Raw genomic sequence first — 13,665 nt, 5'->3', positions numbered from 1 at the left:
CCGCGGTGGTTGCATGGTGGGCATGGCAACCGCAGAGAGTTTTGTCTTAGCGATCGGCACCAAAAAAGGCCTGTGGCTGGCCACCAGCCAGGACAGGCGCGACTGGTCGTTTACCGGCCCGCATTTCCTCATGAGCGAGGTTCCCAGCATCGGGATTGACACCAGGGACGGCCGAACCCGGATCATGGTGGGCGTCCGGAACGAGCATTGGGGTCCCACCGTTGCACACTCCGATGATCTCGGTGCCACCTGGTCCGAGCCGGAACAGGGCGCCATCAAATTTCCGGAGGACACCGGCGCCGCGCTGGAGCGCATCTGGCAGATCTATCCCGATGCCGCTTCCCGTCCGGGAGTGGTGTGGGCCGGAGCGGAACCCATCTCCGTGTGGAAATCGACGGACGGCGGCGAACACTTCGAACTGAACCGGGGCCTGTGGGACCATCCGCACCGCAGCGAATGGGGTGCAGGCTACGGCGGCGCGGCCGCCCATTCCATCGTGGTCCACCCGGCCGGGGAAACGGTCCACGTAGCCATGAGCACGGGCGGCGTGTACCGCTCGCTCGACGGCGGCACCTCCTGGGAGGCCCGCAACAAGGGGATCTCCGCCTACTTCATGCCGGACCCCAATCCCGAGTTCGGCCAATGCGTCCACAAAATCGCGGCCGACCACGCCGTGGACGGACGCCTGTACGCGCAGAACCACCACGGCGTGTACCGCACGGACGACAATGCGGACACCTGGACCTCGATCGCCGACGGGCTGCCGGCCGACTTCGGCTTTGTGATGCTGACCCATCCCCGCCGCGAGGGAACGGCCTGGGTTGTGCCGCTGAAAGCAGACGGGGAACGCATTCCCCCCGGCGGCGAACTCGCCGTCCACCGCACGGACGACGCCGGATCCACCTGGACTCGGCTGTCCTCCGGGCTGCCCACGGCGGAGTACAACAGCGTGTTGCGCGACGCTGCCTCCGTAGACACGGCGGAGCCTGCCGGCGTGTACTTCGGCACGCGCGGCGGCAGCGTCTACGCAAGTGCTGACGAGGGCGAAGCGTTCAGGGAAGTGGCAGCCCACCTGCCGGACGTTCTCTGCGTGCGGGCCGCAGCGGTGGCCGGTGCCTGACATCACGGTGGTGCTTCCCGGCGTCCTGCAGCCACTGGCCGGCGGGCAGTCCGTACTGACTGCGCCCGCCGACGGGCCGATGACGGTGGAGAAGCTGCTGGATTCCGTGACCTCTGATTTCGCCGTACTTGCCAGGCGGCTGCGCGACGAAACCGGCGCGCTGCGCCGCTTCGTCAATGTTTACGTGGACGGCGATGAGGTGCGGCGGCTGCGGGGGCTGGACACCAAGGTAGTGCCGGGCCAGGAGGTGCTGATCATCCAGTCGGTGGCCGGCGGCTGAGCGCCACTCCGCCGCGGTTGCGGGCAGTCCTTACTGACTGCGCCCGCCTCCGCGGTGTGTAGTGCCCCGGAAAGGTATAAAAGCGGCAGGCCTCAGGCGACCCGCCACACGCTGCATTCGTCCGTATTGATCGCTTTCCGCAGGCCCGTGACCCGGTCCATGATCCAGACGACGCCGATGCCCGGCGCCGTTTCCTGGACGCTGCCGCGGCGGATCACCACATCGTCGTAGGAAGGCCCAACGGAAAGGCGGGCTTCGATTTCATCACCGCGGTGGAGCTGGTCCAGCGCGCGGACTCTGGTTACATGCGTGGTCGCTTTCTTCATCATGGCGGGGCCTCCTGGCTGGGGCTGGTGCCGGCTCTTGCCTGCACTACCAGTGTGGCCGGGCAATGTTGCGTGCTGGTTTCCCCGCGGTTAGGTACCGGTTAGTTCTTCGAACCGGCGGTGTTTCTCCGGCACGGCAGTTGTCCGCGGGGCCGGCGCGGGCGGCCCCTAAGGTAGTCCCATGGAGATCGTGCAGGGGATCTGGACGTCGGTGCTGGCTGCGGCGGCGCTGGCGCCGCTGGCAACGTTCGGCGTGGTGCTGGTCGCCTTCCTGGCGTACCGGCAGCGGGACCGGGCAGACCGGCGGGACCAGTGGTGGAAACGCGCGCAATGGGCCATTGATTCAGCCCTTAATGACGCTGATCCGCAGCGTCGGCTGGCCGGGCTGAAGGTGCTGGTCCAGCTCATCGGCAGCGACCTTGCCACTGCAGAGGATGCGGACCTGATGAGCGCCATCGCCGTCGGCATCCGGAACCAGGAGCAGGACAGCAGGCGCAGCGTCACCGTTTCCGCCTCCACCCAGGAACTGATCGTGGCGGAAGCCGGGACCCTGCTGCGGCTGGCCGACGCCCGCAGGCAGCGCTCCGGCTAGGCCGCCGCGCGGTTGCGGTAGCCGGACAGGAACGTGGAGATCCGGCCCACTGCCTCCTCGATGTCCAGCACCGACGGCAGGATCACGAACCGGAAGTGGTCCGGCGCCGGCCAGTTGAACGCCGAGCCGTGGGAGACCAGGATCTTCTGTTCCTGCAGGAGGTCCAGGACGAACTGTTCGTCGCTGGCGATCGGGTAAAGTTCCGGGTCCAGGCGGGGGAAGAGGTACATGGCCCCCGACGCCGGGACGCAGGTAACGCCGGGAATGGCCGTGAGGAGCTTAAACGCCAGGTCCCGCTGTTCCCGCAGCCGCCCGCCCGGCTGGACCAGCGCCTCGATGCTTTGGTAACCGCCAAGGCACGTCTGGATGGCGTGCTGGGCGGGAACGTTCGGGCACAGCCGCAGGGACGCCAGCAGCTCCAGGCCCTCCCGGTAGGCGGCGGTGGCGGCCAGCGGCCCGGTGACCGCCACCCAGCCCGCCCGGTAGCCGGGCATGCGGTAGGCCTTGGACAGGCCGCTGAACGTCAGGCAGCACACGTCCTCGGCCACGGATGCGGTGTGGATGTGCTGGGCGTCTTCGTACAGCACCTTTTCGTAGATCTCGTCCGAGAACAGGACCAGGTTGTGCTTCCGGGCCAGCGCCGCGAACTGCTCCAGCACGTGCCGGGGGTAGACGGCCCCGGTTGGGTTGTTGGGGTTGATGATCACGATCCCCTTGGTGCGGCTGGTGATCTTGGCCTCGACGTCGGCCATATCAGGCCACCAGTTCTCGGCCTCGTCACAGAGATAGTGCACGGGCACGCCCCCTGTCAGGGTGACGGCGGCCGTCCAGAGGGGATAGTCCGGTGCGGGGACCAGGATTTCGTCCCCGTTCTCCATGAACGCCTGCAGGCACATGGAGATGAGCTCGCTGACGCCGTTGCCGATGAAGATGTCCTCCACTCCGATCTGCATCAGGCCCCGGGTCTGGTAATACTGGGAGATGGCCGTCCGGGCCGAGAAGATGCCCTTGGAATCGCTGTAGCCCTGCGCGCCCCGCAGGTGGTGGATCATGTCCACCACCACGGACTCCGGCGTCTCCAGTCCGAACGGGGCGGTGTCCCCGAGGTTCATCTTGAGGATCCGGTGCCCCTCGGCCTCCATGTTCTTGGCAGCCTGGAGGATGGGCCCGCGGAGTTCGTACCGGACGTTCTGGAGTTTGCTGGAGTGTTGCATGGCGCGCATGGTTGATCTTTTCATAAAGGCCGACGCCGGGTGTCCCCGTTAAGTGCCGGAGCGTTAGGGAGCCAGCCGGTCGCCTTTCCGGTGCAGGCGGTACCAGCGGTAGCCGTAGCGTTCCAGCTTGACGCTGAAGCTGCCGTCGGGCTCCAGGGGAATATTGTCGCCGTCGAACAGGTCCAGCAGGACAGCGTCCCTGTACCCCCGCCCGGAGCCGTCCGGCGGGCTGAGGCAGGCCTGGATGTTTGCCGCGCCTTCGCCCAGGTTGTGCAAAAGGACCAGCATGCCGCCGTCGGAACTGCACGTGTGCGCAAATACTGCGGGTTCGGGCTGGTCGAGGACGGCGAACTCCCCCCACCCCAGTTCCGGGGATTCGCGGTACCGGTGGATCAGGGTGGACATGAAGTTGAACAGCGAGTTCGGATCCCGCTTCGCGGCTGCGGCGTTGACGTGCTCCGGCCCGTACTCGTCCCTGGCCAGGGGTGCCACCAGGTCGGAGGCCTTTGCGGTGGAGAATCCGCCGTTCTTTTCGCTGGTCCATTGCATGGGCGTACGTACCGCAGCGCGGCTTTTCTGCCGAAGGTCCTCGCCCATGCCGATCTCTTCGCCGTAAAACAGCACGGGGGTGCCGGGCAGGGAGAACATCAGGGAATACACCATCCGGAGGCGCTCCTGGTCGCCGCCGAGCATCGGGGGGAGCCGCCGCCGCAGGCCACGGCCGTAGATCTGCATGTTCTTCTCCGGCCCGAAGGCGGCAAAAACCTCTTCCCGCTCGCCGTCGCTGAGCTTGTCCAGCGTCAGTTCATCGTGGTTGCGCACGAACATGGCCCACTGGTTGTCCGGGTGGAGCGGCGGGCGGCCCTTGAGTGTTTCCGCGAGCGGACGGGCGTCCTGCCGGGCCAGCGACAGGTAGATGTGCTGCATGGACATAAAGTCGAACTGCATGTTCAGCTCATTGCCCTCCGGCCCGCCGAAGTACTCCACCTGTTCCTTGTACGGCAGGTTCACTTCGCCCAGGAGCACCGCACTGCCGTTGCGGCGGCTGACGAAGCTGCGCAGCGCGGCGAGGTATTCGTGCGGATCCAGGTTGGCCGCCTCGTCCTTGGGCTGGCCCCGGGTCTCCAGGAAGAACGGCACGGCGTCCAGCCGGAAACCGTCCAGCCCCAGTTCCAGCCAGAGCCCCATGGCCTTGGCGATTTGGTCATGGACTCCGGGGTGCGTGACGTTGAGGTCCGGCTGGTGCTTGGCGAACATGTGCAGGTACCACTCTCCGGTGGCCTCATCCTGCGTCCAGAGGGAGTCCTCCTCCCCGGGAAACACCACCTCGGAGGACGTGTCCGGGGGAGTGTCCTTCCGCCACACATAGAAGTCCCGGTACGGGTTGTCGGTTGATTTCCGTGCCTCGACAAACCATGGGTGCTGGTCCGAGGTGTGGTTCACCACGAAGTCGGCAATCACGCGCATGCCGCGGTCCTTGGCGGCCCGGATGAACTCCACCACGTCTCCCAGCGTGCCAAGCCGGGGATCCACGCCAAAGAAGTCGGTGACGTCGTAGCCGTCGTCCCGGTCGGGGGACGGGTAGAACGGCATGAGCCAGATGCACGTCACGCCCAGGGCGGCCAGGTAGTCCACGCGCTGGGTGAGGCCCGCGAAGTCACCCAGGCCATCGCCGTCGTCGTCAAAGAATGTCTCCACGTCCAGGCAGTAGATGACAGCGTTTTTCCACCAGAGGTCGGAAGTCTCGGCGATCCTCATGCGGACGCTCCGGCGGCCGGTTCGCTGGAGGCACCGGCAAGCTGCGGGACACCGGCTGCGCGCAGCCGGGGCAGGACCTCCGCCGCAAACGCGTCGATGAAGGGAGCCTGCTCCTGCCCCACGAAGTGCAGGTACAGCTCGTCGAAGCCCAGCCCGGCGTACTCCGCCAGCCACTCAACGTGCTGGTCCAGGCTCGATGACACGTTCACGGTCTTGCGGACCTGATCCTCTGTCACGTGTTCGCCCACCAGGTCGAAGTGCCCGGCCGTGGGCAGGTCCCAGGGGATGGGCGGATCGTAGGTGTTGGTCCTCCACTGATCCAGGGCGATGGCGGCGGCGTCAGCTTCACGCGGAGCCCAGGACAGGTGGACCTGCAGCGCCGCTTTTCCCCGCCCGCCGTTGTCCCGGTACGCGGCCACCACCTCCCGTAGTTTCGCGGCCGGCTGATTGACGGTGACCAGGCCGTCGGCCCAGGCGGCGGCACGGCGGGCGGTGTCCACGCTGACAGCGGGAGCAATCAGCGGCGGTGGATTCTCCGGAACGTCCCAGATCCGTGCCTGCTCCACTGTCACCAGCCCGCGGTGGGTGACCTCCTCGCCGCGGTGGAGGCGGCGGATCACGTCCACGCACTCCTCCAGGCGCCGCTGGCGGACATCCTTTGCGGGCCATCCGTCACCGGTGATGTGCTCGTTCATGTTCTCCCCGCTGCCGGGCGCGAACCAGAACCGGTCCGGGAACATGCTGGACAGCGTGGCGGAGGCGTGGGCGATGATGGCCGGGTGGTAGCGCTGGCCCGGTGCCGTCACCACCCCGAACCTCAAATTGGTGGTGGCCAAGGCGGCGCCCAGCCAGGACCAGGCGAAGCCCGAATGCCCCTGGCGTGCCGACCAGGGCTCAATGTGGTCCGAGCACATGGCGGCATCGAAGCCGGCGCGCTCCGCGTGCTGGACGTCCTTGAGCAGCTGGCCGGGGCTGATCTGTTCATGCGATGCGTGAAAACCGAGGGTAACCATCGTTAACCTCTACCGTCCGTAGTGGTGCCGTGTCGAGGGCCCGTGCCCAGCGGTTCCTGCGCGCGCCTGCTTGTCGGATAAGTTTGTAACTTGTAGTACTGCCTCCCGCCTTCCCGGCGGGAGGCGGATCGACGGGAAGGAAGTGCCTCTGATGGGCGGCGTGCTGATCGGGCTGGCGGTGATCGGCGTCGTTATTGCCGTGGGATATTTTGCCGCCCGGTGCGGGCTGGGTGGCGAGGCGACGGTGTCGGCGCTGACGCGGACCGCCTTCTTCATCACCAATCCCGTCCTGCTCTTCACGGTGGTGCTGGAATCGGACATCTCGGTGGTCTTTTCCGCCTACGTGCCGCTCGCGCTGATCACGGCCGCGGCCACCGCCCTGCTGTACGTCATGGTCAGCCGCCTGTGGTTCCGCCGTCCGTTGGCGGAAACGGCCATTGGCGCCATGGCGAGTTCCTATGTCAACGCCAACAACATCGGCATTCCCATCACGCTTTACGCCCTGGGCGACGCAACCCCGGTGGCGCCGGTGCTGCTGGTCCAGCTGCTCCTGCTCGCCCCGCTGGTCCTGACGCTGCTGGATCTTTCTGCCGCGGGCCGCTTCTCGCCGCGGCTGTTGCTCACCCAGCCGTTCCGGAACCCCATGATCATCGCCTCCCTCCTGGGTGTGGTCCTCGCTGCCTTCAACGTGGAGCTTCCCGAGCCGGTGATGGCACCGCTGACCCTCCTGGGCGGAGCCGCCGTGCCGGTGGTGCTGCTGGCATTCGGAATGTCGCTGCGCGGCACGCGCATGCTGAAAAGCGGCGTGCATACGGCGGAGATCCTTACAGCCACGGCACTCAAGTCCTTGGTGATGCCGGCGGTGGCGTTCGTCGTCGGGCGCTTCCTGTTCAACCTGGACCAGCAGATGCTCCTGGGAGTGGTGCTCATGGCCGCGCTGCCCACCGCCCAGAACGCGTTCCTCTTCGCCAGCAAGTACGGCCGGGGAGTGGCGGTGGCACGGGAAACGATCCTCCTCTCGACGGCGGCCGCCGCGCCGGCGCTGGTCCTGATCGTCTGGCTGCTGGCCGGCTGAGCCGCGCAGCCTCCCCGGGGTTCCGCGAAGGGCAGTCGCCGGGCAAGAATGGGCAGCATGGAACTTCCCGTGATGCCGCCCGTCCCGCCCATGCTCGCCAAGTCCGTCAGCGGCATCCCGGAGGGCGACCTCAGCTATGAGCCCAAATGGGACGGCTTCCGGTCCATCATTTTCCGTGACGGTGACGACCTGGAGATCGGCAGCCGCAACGAAAAGCCCATGACCCGCTACTTCCCCGAGCTGGTGGCGGCGCTGAAGGAGAACCTTCCGGCACGGTGCGTGGTGGACGGTGAGATCGTGCTGGTGGGCGCGTCCGGGGACCGGCTGGATTTCGACGCCCTGCAGCAGCGCATCCATCCCGCGGCCAGCCGCGTGAAGCTCCTGGCCGCGCAGACACCGGCCTCCTTCGTGGCGTTCGACCTCCTGGCGCTGGGGGACGACGACTACACGGGCAGGCCTTTCGCTGAACGGCGGGCGGCGCTGGAGAAGGCGCTTGCGGCCAGCAAGGCCCCGGTCCACCTCACCGCCGCGACGACTGACCAGGACATCGCGGGGCAATGGTTCAGCCAGTTCGAGGGGGCAGGCCTGGACGGCATTGTGGCGAAACCCCTGGGCGGCACCTACCAGCCGGACAAGCGCGTGATGTTCAAGATCAAGCACGAGCGCACCGCGGACTGCGTGGTGGCCGGCTACCGGGTGCACAAGAGTGGCCCGGACAGCATCGGTTCGCTGCTGCTGGGCCTGTACAAGGACGACGGCGGCCTGGCCAGTGTGGGCGTCATCGGCGCCTTCCCCATGAAGCGGCGCAAGGAACTGTACGAACAGCTCCAGCCGCTGGTCACGGATTTCGAGGGCCACCCCTGGGCGTGGGGCAAGCAGGAAGAGGGTGAGCGGACGCCGCGCAACGCCGAGGGCAGCCGTTGGAGCGCCGGCAAGGACCTGTCCTTTGTGCCGCTGCGTCCCGAGCTCGTGGTGGAGGTCCGGTACGACCACATGGAGGGTGACCGGTTCCGCCACACGGCGCAGTTCAACCGCTGGCGGCCGGACCGGGACCCGGAGTCCTGCACCTACGCGCAGCTGGAGGAGCCCGTCAACTTTGACCTGGCGTCGGTGCTGGCGACCGGCCGGTCCTAGCCTTCCGCGGCCTGCCGCTCCAGCCCCGCCCGTGCGGCATGGTTCCGGGCGTCCAGCATGGTCCACAGGCCGTCCGCACGGCAGGGGATGGAGGCTGCCACCAGGGACCGGCTGTGCGGGTGCCGGGGTGCCGCGAAGAAGTCACGGGTCTCCGCCAACTCCACCACCCGGCCTTCGAGCAGCACGGCAACCCTGTCGCACATGTACCGCACCACATCCATGTCGTGGGAGATCACGATCAGGGACAGGTTGCGCTCCCGCTGCAGCCGCAGCAGCAGGTTCAGGATGGTCCGCTGCGTGAGTGCGTCCAGTGCCGAGGTGGCTTCGTCGCAGATCAGGACCTGAGGCTCCAGCAGCAGGGCGCGGGCAATGGTGGCCCGTTGAAGCTGTCCGCCGGAACATTGGCCGGGACGTTTGTCCAGCAGCCCGGCGTCCAGCTCCACCTCGGCCAGGGCGGCGGCGATCCGCTCCTCCCGCTGCGCGGGTGTCAGCCCCCGGCGCGGCAGCAGCGGCGCCCGCAGGCTGGCCCGCAGCGTCATCCGGGGGTCAAAGGCACTGTGCGGTTCCTGGAACACCAGCTGGACGGCCGTGGGCCGCTGGGCTTCGGCGCCGTCCAGCTGCCGGGTAATGGTCCCGGTGCTGGCAGCTTCGAGGCCGACAATTGCTTTCGCCAGCGTGCTTTTTCCCGAACCTGACTGGCCCAGCACGCCCAGGATCTCGCCGCGGCGGAGGGACAGGGAGACGTCGTCCAGCGCGGCGCTGCCCGGCTTCCGCCGCGGACCAAAGCGCTTGCCCACACCGTCCAGGACCAGGACGTCACGCTCAGCCGAGGACGGTCGGCGCCGCGATTCCGGGGCAAGCTGCGCTGCCGCCAGGAGGTCCCGGGCGTACGTTGTTTTCGGCCGGGTGAGCAGCTCGTGGGCCGGGCCTGCCTCCACAATGCTGCCGGCATTCATGACCAGGACCCTGTCCGCGTAGGCGGCCACGGAGGCGAGGTTGTGGGTGATGTACAGGATGCCCAGCCCGCGTTCCCGGCGTTCGCGGTCCAGCAGCTGCAGGACCTGGCGTTCCAGCACCTTGTCCAGGGCGGACGTCGGCTCATCGGCGAGCAGCATCTCCGGCTGCCCTGCCAATGCCAAAGCCGTCATGGCGCGCTGTGCCATGCCGCCGGAGAGCTGGTGGGGGTAGGCGCGGAACCCCCTGACGGGATCGGAAAAGCCCACCTCCTCGAGCAGCTCCACTGCCTTGGCCCTGGCCTTCGGCCCGCGGAGCCCGCCATGAAGGCGCAGGGGCTCCCGAAGGTGGTGGCCGATGGTCCGGTTCGGGTTGAACATCCGCTTGGGCTGCTGGAACAGCATTCCCAGCCGGCCGCCGCGGACCGTATTGAGCTCTGGTTCCGTGGCCCGCACCAGGTCAAGGCCGTCCAGCCGGATGGAACCGGCCGTGATCTCCAGCTGCGGCGGGAGCAGGCGGAGGCAGGACATGGCGGTCAGGGTCTTGCCCGATCCTGAACTGCCCACCAGCGCCACGAACTCGCCCGGATCCACGGACAGCGAGACGCCGGACAGCAGCGGCCTTCCCTGCCGCCCGCCGTCGTCCCTTGTCAGGCTGACTTCCAGGTCCTCGAGGACCAGCGGCGTGCTCATGCGTCTGCCGCCGCCGTAATCAGCAGGGGAGCGGCTGCCATGCGTGCCGCGCACTGGCCCAGCAGCGTGACGCAGAGGGCCACGGTGAAGATGACAAGGCCCGGGGCAAGGATGCCGAGCGGCGCGCGGTCGGCGAAGGGCTGGGCGGCGGCCAGCATGGAGCCCCAGTCGGACTGCGGCGGCTGGACACCGAGCCCGAGGTAGGAGAGGGCGCCCACGCTGATTAGCAGGTGCCCGAACCGCAGCGTCGCCTGGCCCAGGACGGGGGCGGCGAGGTGGGGCAGGACATGGCGGAAAATGATGAACGACGGCGTGCAGCCCACCACGCGCGCGGCGTCCACGAAGCCGCGGGCGGAGATGTCATACGCCAGGGTCCTGGCCAGCCGGGCGAAGGGCGTCCAGCCTGTGACCGTGAGCGCCAGCAGCAGGGGACCGAACCCGGTGCCGAGCGCAGCCACGATGAACAGCGCCACCACCATTTCCGGCAGTGCGAGCAGGACGTCATTGGTGCGGGTCAGGAATTCATCCACCCAGCCGCGCCGCCGTGCACTGACGATTCCGACCGCCACCCCCAGCAGGCAGGTCAGCACGGTGGCCAGTGCGGCCACCGACATGGAGAACCGGCCGCCCTCCAGGACCCGGCTCAGGGTGTCCCGTCCCAGGTTGTCCGTGCCCAGCCAGTGCGCGGCCGAGGGCGCAGCCAGGCGCTGCGCCAGGTTCTGTTCCGCCGGCGGGTAGGGCGAAATCCACGGCGCCAGCAGCACCGCCAGGACGATCAGGGCAAGGACTGCCGCGGCCAGGGTGGTGACTATGCTCCGGCTACGCAAGGGAGTCTCCCACTGTGGGGCTGAGGAAGCGGTGGACGAAGTCCGCCAGGGTGGTCACGCCGACGGCGAGGGCCACAACCACTACCACCCCGCCCTGGGCGAGCGGGATATCGCTGTTGATCACGGAGTCAAAGAGCAGCCTTCCCATGCCCGGCACGGCGAAGATCACCTCCACGATCACCGAACCGCCCAACAGCCCGGCGAACCACACGGCGAAGAGGGTGGACAGAGGCACCAGTCCGTTCGGAATGACGTGCCGCAGGATGGATTGTGCATGGCTCAGGCCGCGCGCCCGGGCCGCCGAGACGTGATCGGCGCCGGCGGCGTCAATGATTCCGGCGCGGACCGCGGAGGTGAAAAAGCTGATGGGCCGCAGGGCCAGGGTCAGGGCCGGAAGCACAGCCGATGAGAGGTCGTTCCAGCCGGCGGTGGGCAGCACGGACAGCTTGAGGGCGAACACCAGGACCAGGACGGGCGCCACCCAGTATTCCGGCATCGCAATGAAGGCCTGCGTGACGGCGGTAATCGCCTTGTCCGCCATGCTGCCCGGCCGGAGCCCGGAGATGATGCCGAGCGGAAGGGCCACCGCCGCGGCCAGCGCCAGTGACATGGCCACCAGGCTCAACGTGACGGCCAGTGCCGGCAGCACCTGCTCCGCCACGGGAGTCCGGCTGACAAAGGACAGCCCCATGTCGCCGGTGAAGAAATCGCCCAGCCAGCGGAGGTACTGCGCGGCCAGGGGGTCGTTCAGGCCCAGGCTCTCGGCGAGGCCCCGGACAGCCGACTCATCCACCGCATCCCCCGCCACCCGCGAGCGGATGATCTTCCGGACAGGATCGCCCGGGGTGACGTAGGGGATCAGGAACACCGCAAAGGAGGACACGGCAACGGCGGCCAGCAAGGTGGCGGTCCGTTTGGTGATGAACTGCAGCATGCGGTGTATCCCGGAGGACTAGGAGGCGGACTTTGCCGTGTTCGCCGTCAGGACGTAGCGGGACAGCGGGTCCTGGACGTAGGAGAGGACGTTGGTGCGGACCGCGTCGGTGGCCTGTTCGTTCACGAGCCAGGCGTTGACCGCCTTGTCCTTGAGGATCCGGCCTGCTTCTGCGTACAGCTTGTAGCGTTCGTTGGCATCAATGGTTGTGGCAGCTTCGGCGATGATCCTGTCGTACTCCGCATCGCAGAAGTGGCTCAGGTTGTAGGTGCCCTTGCAGGTGTAGTCCGCGGTGAGGAAACCGATGGGGTCCGCGATGTCGATCAGCCGGTTCCGCTGGCTAAGAAGCATGTCGTAGTTGCCGGCCATGACGTCCGGTTCCGCCGAGGCGTATTCCTTGGCCTGGATGGACAACGGGATGCCAATGTTCTTCAGGTTCTCCTGGATGACCGCGGCAACGTCGGCGAATTCCGCGCGCTCCACGATGGCGATGATTTCCAATGGACGATCCGCGGTGTAGCCGGCGGACGCCAGCAGCTTGCGGGCTTCGTCGAGATCCTGCTTGTGCTTCTCCTGGCCTTCGCCGGCCCAGGGCTCGGACGGCGCGAACGGACCGGTGGCGGGAAGGGCAGCGCCTTCGTAGACGCTTGCAGCCAGGGCATCCAGGTCCAGGGAGTCCCGGATCGCCTTGCGGACGTCGACGTTGTCCAGCGGTGCGCGGCCGTTGTTCATGTACAGCGTGGCGGTGCGCGGCGAATCGGCACCCAGCACGGTGACGCCCGGAGCGCTCTTCAGGGCGGCGAGGCTGGCCACGGGAATGGACAGGGAGATGTCCGCTTCACCCGTCTGCACCTGCGCGGCGCGGGTGGCACCGTTGGTGATGAACCTGATTTCTGCGCCGGCCAGCTGGACGTCGCCGCCCCAGTAGTTTTCATTGCGGTCCAGCGTCAGCGACTGCTTGGCCTTTTCCGACACCGGGGTGAAGGGGCCGGTGCAGTGGCCGAACGGGTTCACTTCGGCGTCCTTGTAGGCAGCGGGGGCCAGGATGCCGGTGTTGACGCTGGCCAGGCGGTACGGGACCAGGGGGTTCTCGGCGGGGGTGCTCACCCGGACGGTGGTGGCGTCCAGCGCGGTGACGCTGCTGATCATGGTGCGGTTGAAGGCGCGGGCGGGCACCTTGGCGTCCAGGACGTGGTTCAGTGCGGCCACTACGGACTCCGCTGTGAGTGCGGTGCCGTCCTGGAAGGAAACGTCCTGCCGGATGCTGAAGTCCCAGTCCAGCGGGGAGCTCTGCTTCCATTCTGTGGCCAGGAAGGGAGCTACTTTGCCCTCGGCCTGGTCGTATTTGGTAAGGGTTTCGAGGCAGCCGGAGAGGGAAAGGATGTAGGCGGCGTCGGATTCGACGGCCCAGTTGGCTACCGGTGCCCGGAAGTTGTCCACCACAATCCGCTGGCTGGTGTCCGCGGCTGCAGTGCTCTGCGCAGGCTGGGCCTGGTTGCCGCTGAAGCCGCAGCCGGCCAGCGTAAGGGTGGCCAGGGCTGCCACGAGGACGCGGGGACGAAGGAAGGAACGCACAGAAACCGCCTAGCAGGGCTGCCCGGGGGAGGGCAGGAAAAAGAGGGGACTACTTAGGGTAGCCTTCCCTGCCTCTAATTCGAGAATTGATGAAGTACCTGTTCAGCGGCGGGAAGGTGAGGCCGCGGCTCCGCCTGCCACCCGTCGTCGTACCTTCCTGCCCGGTTGGTA

The 13,665-nt window shown here is 67.5% G+C and carries 13 protein-coding genes; 5 read left to right on the top strand and 8 right to left on the bottom strand.

The window, feature by feature from the left end:
• Nucleotides 1-13: 13 nt before the first annotated feature.
• Both AC5RWA_RS07940 and AC5RWA_RS07935 read left to right on the top strand, forming a co-directional pair.
• Nucleotides 14-1,120: a WD40/YVTN/BNR-like repeat-containing protein gene (locus tag AC5RWA_RS07940; protein WP_494057184.1), complete on the top strand. Its 1,107-nt coding sequence runs from the start codon at nt 14-16 to the stop codon at nt 1,118-1,120.
• Nucleotides 1,113-1,400, top strand: a complete 288-nt coding sequence (locus AC5RWA_RS07935; RefSeq protein WP_494057183.1) for a MoaD/ThiS family protein — start codon at nt 1,113-1,115, stop codon at nt 1,398-1,400. Before AC5RWA_RS07940 ends, AC5RWA_RS07935 begins: the two co-directional genes overlap by 8 nt.
• A gap of 92 nt (nt 1,401-1,492) precedes the next feature.
• Here AC5RWA_RS07935 and AC5RWA_RS07930 read toward each other — a convergent pair whose 3' ends face one another.
• Nucleotides 1,493-1,729: a hypothetical protein gene (locus AC5RWA_RS07930; RefSeq protein WP_079598073.1), complete on the bottom strand. Its 237-nt coding sequence runs from the start codon at nt 1,727-1,729 to the stop codon at nt 1,493-1,495.
• Between the two features lie 178 nt (nt 1,730-1,907).
• Here AC5RWA_RS07930 and AC5RWA_RS07925 point away from each other — a divergent pair, with 178 nt between their 5' ends.
• Entirely contained in the window at nt 1,908-2,318 is a 411-nt protein-coding gene (locus AC5RWA_RS07925; protein WP_494057182.1) for a hypothetical protein, read from the top strand.
• On the opposite strand, the gene AC5RWA_RS07920 is transcribed toward AC5RWA_RS07925, so the two are convergent.
• The 3 genes from AC5RWA_RS07920 to AC5RWA_RS07910 are packed head-to-tail and all read right to left on the bottom strand — an operon-like array spanning nt 2,315 to nt 6,303.
• Nucleotides 2,315-3,541 (bottom strand): pyridoxal phosphate-dependent aminotransferase, encoded by a 1,227-nt coding sequence (locus AC5RWA_RS07920; protein ID WP_494057181.1) that lies wholly within the window; start codon nt 3,539-3,541, stop codon nt 2,315-2,317. The two genes, AC5RWA_RS07925 and AC5RWA_RS07920, sit on opposite strands and share 4 nt — an antisense overlap.
• A 54-nt stretch (nt 3,542-3,595) precedes the next feature.
• Nucleotides 3,596-5,290, bottom strand: coding sequence for an alpha-amylase family protein (locus AC5RWA_RS07915; RefSeq protein WP_494057180.1), 1,695 nt, complete (start codon nt 5,288-5,290; stop codon nt 3,596-3,598).
• Nucleotides 5,287-6,303, bottom strand: coding sequence for a TIGR03885 family FMN-dependent LLM class oxidoreductase (locus AC5RWA_RS07910; protein ID WP_494057179.1), 1,017 nt, complete (start codon nt 6,301-6,303; stop codon nt 5,287-5,289). Before AC5RWA_RS07910 ends, AC5RWA_RS07915 begins: the two co-directional genes overlap by 4 nt.
• Before the next feature lie 151 nt (nt 6,304-6,454).
• On the opposite strand from AC5RWA_RS07910, the gene AC5RWA_RS07905 reads away from it, so the two are divergent.
• A complete protein-coding gene (locus AC5RWA_RS07905) occupies nt 6,455-7,378 on the top strand; it encodes an AEC family transporter (RefSeq protein WP_494057178.1) in 924 nt (307 codons plus the stop codon).
• Between the two features lie 57 nt (nt 7,379-7,435).
• Nucleotides 7,436-8,512 (top strand): ATP-dependent DNA ligase, encoded by a 1,077-nt coding sequence (locus AC5RWA_RS07900; RefSeq protein WP_494057177.1) that lies wholly within the window; start codon nt 7,436-7,438, stop codon nt 8,510-8,512.
• Here AC5RWA_RS07900 and AC5RWA_RS07895 read toward each other — a convergent pair.
• From AC5RWA_RS07895 to AC5RWA_RS07880, 4 genes are read right to left on the bottom strand one after another with little or no spacing between them, the layout of a single operon-like run.
• Nucleotides 8,509-10,158 carry an ATP-binding cassette domain-containing protein gene (locus AC5RWA_RS07895; protein ID WP_494057176.1) on the bottom strand — a complete coding sequence of 550 codons (1,650 nt, stop codon included), beginning with the start codon at nt 10,156-10,158 and terminating at the stop codon, nt 8,509-8,511. The two genes, AC5RWA_RS07900 and AC5RWA_RS07895, sit on opposite strands and share 4 nt — an antisense overlap.
• On the bottom strand, nt 10,155-10,985 hold the full coding sequence (locus tag AC5RWA_RS07890; protein ID WP_494057175.1) for an ABC transporter permease: 831 nt from the start codon (nt 10,983-10,985) through the stop codon (nt 10,155-10,157). Before AC5RWA_RS07890 ends, AC5RWA_RS07895 begins: the two co-directional genes overlap by 4 nt.
• Nucleotides 10,978-11,919, bottom strand: a complete 942-nt coding sequence (locus AC5RWA_RS07885) for an ABC transporter permease (RefSeq protein WP_494057174.1) — start codon at nt 11,917-11,919, stop codon at nt 10,978-10,980. Before AC5RWA_RS07885 ends, AC5RWA_RS07890 begins: the two co-directional genes overlap by 8 nt.
• Before the next feature lie 18 nt (nt 11,920-11,937).
• Nucleotides 11,938-13,494, bottom strand: coding sequence for an ABC transporter substrate-binding protein (locus AC5RWA_RS07880; RefSeq protein WP_494057173.1), 1,557 nt, complete (start codon nt 13,492-13,494; stop codon nt 11,938-11,940).
• Between the last annotated feature and the right edge of the window lie 171 nt (nt 13,495-13,665).

It is taken from the genome of Arthrobacter sp. 210 2 (assembly GCF_059093025.1).
This window is presented reverse-complemented; position numbering and strand designations above follow the sequence as displayed.

Bases quoted from the DNA above. Each gene is read 5' to 3' on its own strand.
- AC5RWA_RS07940 (WP_494057184.1), top strand. From the start codon at position 14: ATGGTGGGCATGGCAACCGCAGAGAGTTTTGTCTTAGCGATCGGCACC.
- AC5RWA_RS07930 (WP_079598073.1), bottom strand. From the start codon at position 1,729: ATGATGAAGAAAGCGACCACGCATGTAACCAGAGTCCGCGCGCTGGAC.
- AC5RWA_RS07925 (WP_494057182.1), top strand. From the start codon at position 1,908: ATGGAGATCGTGCAGGGGATCTGGACGTCGGTGCTGGCTGCGGCGGCG.
- AC5RWA_RS07920 (WP_494057181.1), bottom strand. From the start codon at position 3,541: ATGCGCGCCATGCAACACTCCAGCAAACTCCAGAACGTCCGGTACGAA.
- AC5RWA_RS07915 (WP_494057180.1), bottom strand. From the start codon at position 5,290: ATGAGGATCGCCGAGACTTCCGACCTCTGGTGGAAAAACGCTGTCATC.
- AC5RWA_RS07910 (WP_494057179.1), bottom strand. From the start codon at position 6,303: ATGGTTACCCTCGGTTTTCACGCATCGCATGAACAGATCAGCCCCGGC.
- AC5RWA_RS07905 (WP_494057178.1), top strand. From the start codon at position 6,455: ATGGGCGGCGTGCTGATCGGGCTGGCGGTGATCGGCGTCGTTATTGCC.
- AC5RWA_RS07900 (WP_494057177.1), top strand. From the start codon at position 7,436: ATGGAACTTCCCGTGATGCCGCCCGTCCCGCCCATGCTCGCCAAGTCC.
- AC5RWA_RS07895 (WP_494057176.1), bottom strand. From the start codon at position 10,158: ATGAGCACGCCGCTGGTCCTCGAGGACCTGGAAGTCAGCCTGACAAGG.
- AC5RWA_RS07885 (WP_494057174.1), bottom strand. From the start codon at position 11,919: ATGCTGCAGTTCATCACCAAACGGACCGCCACCTTGCTGGCCGCCGTT.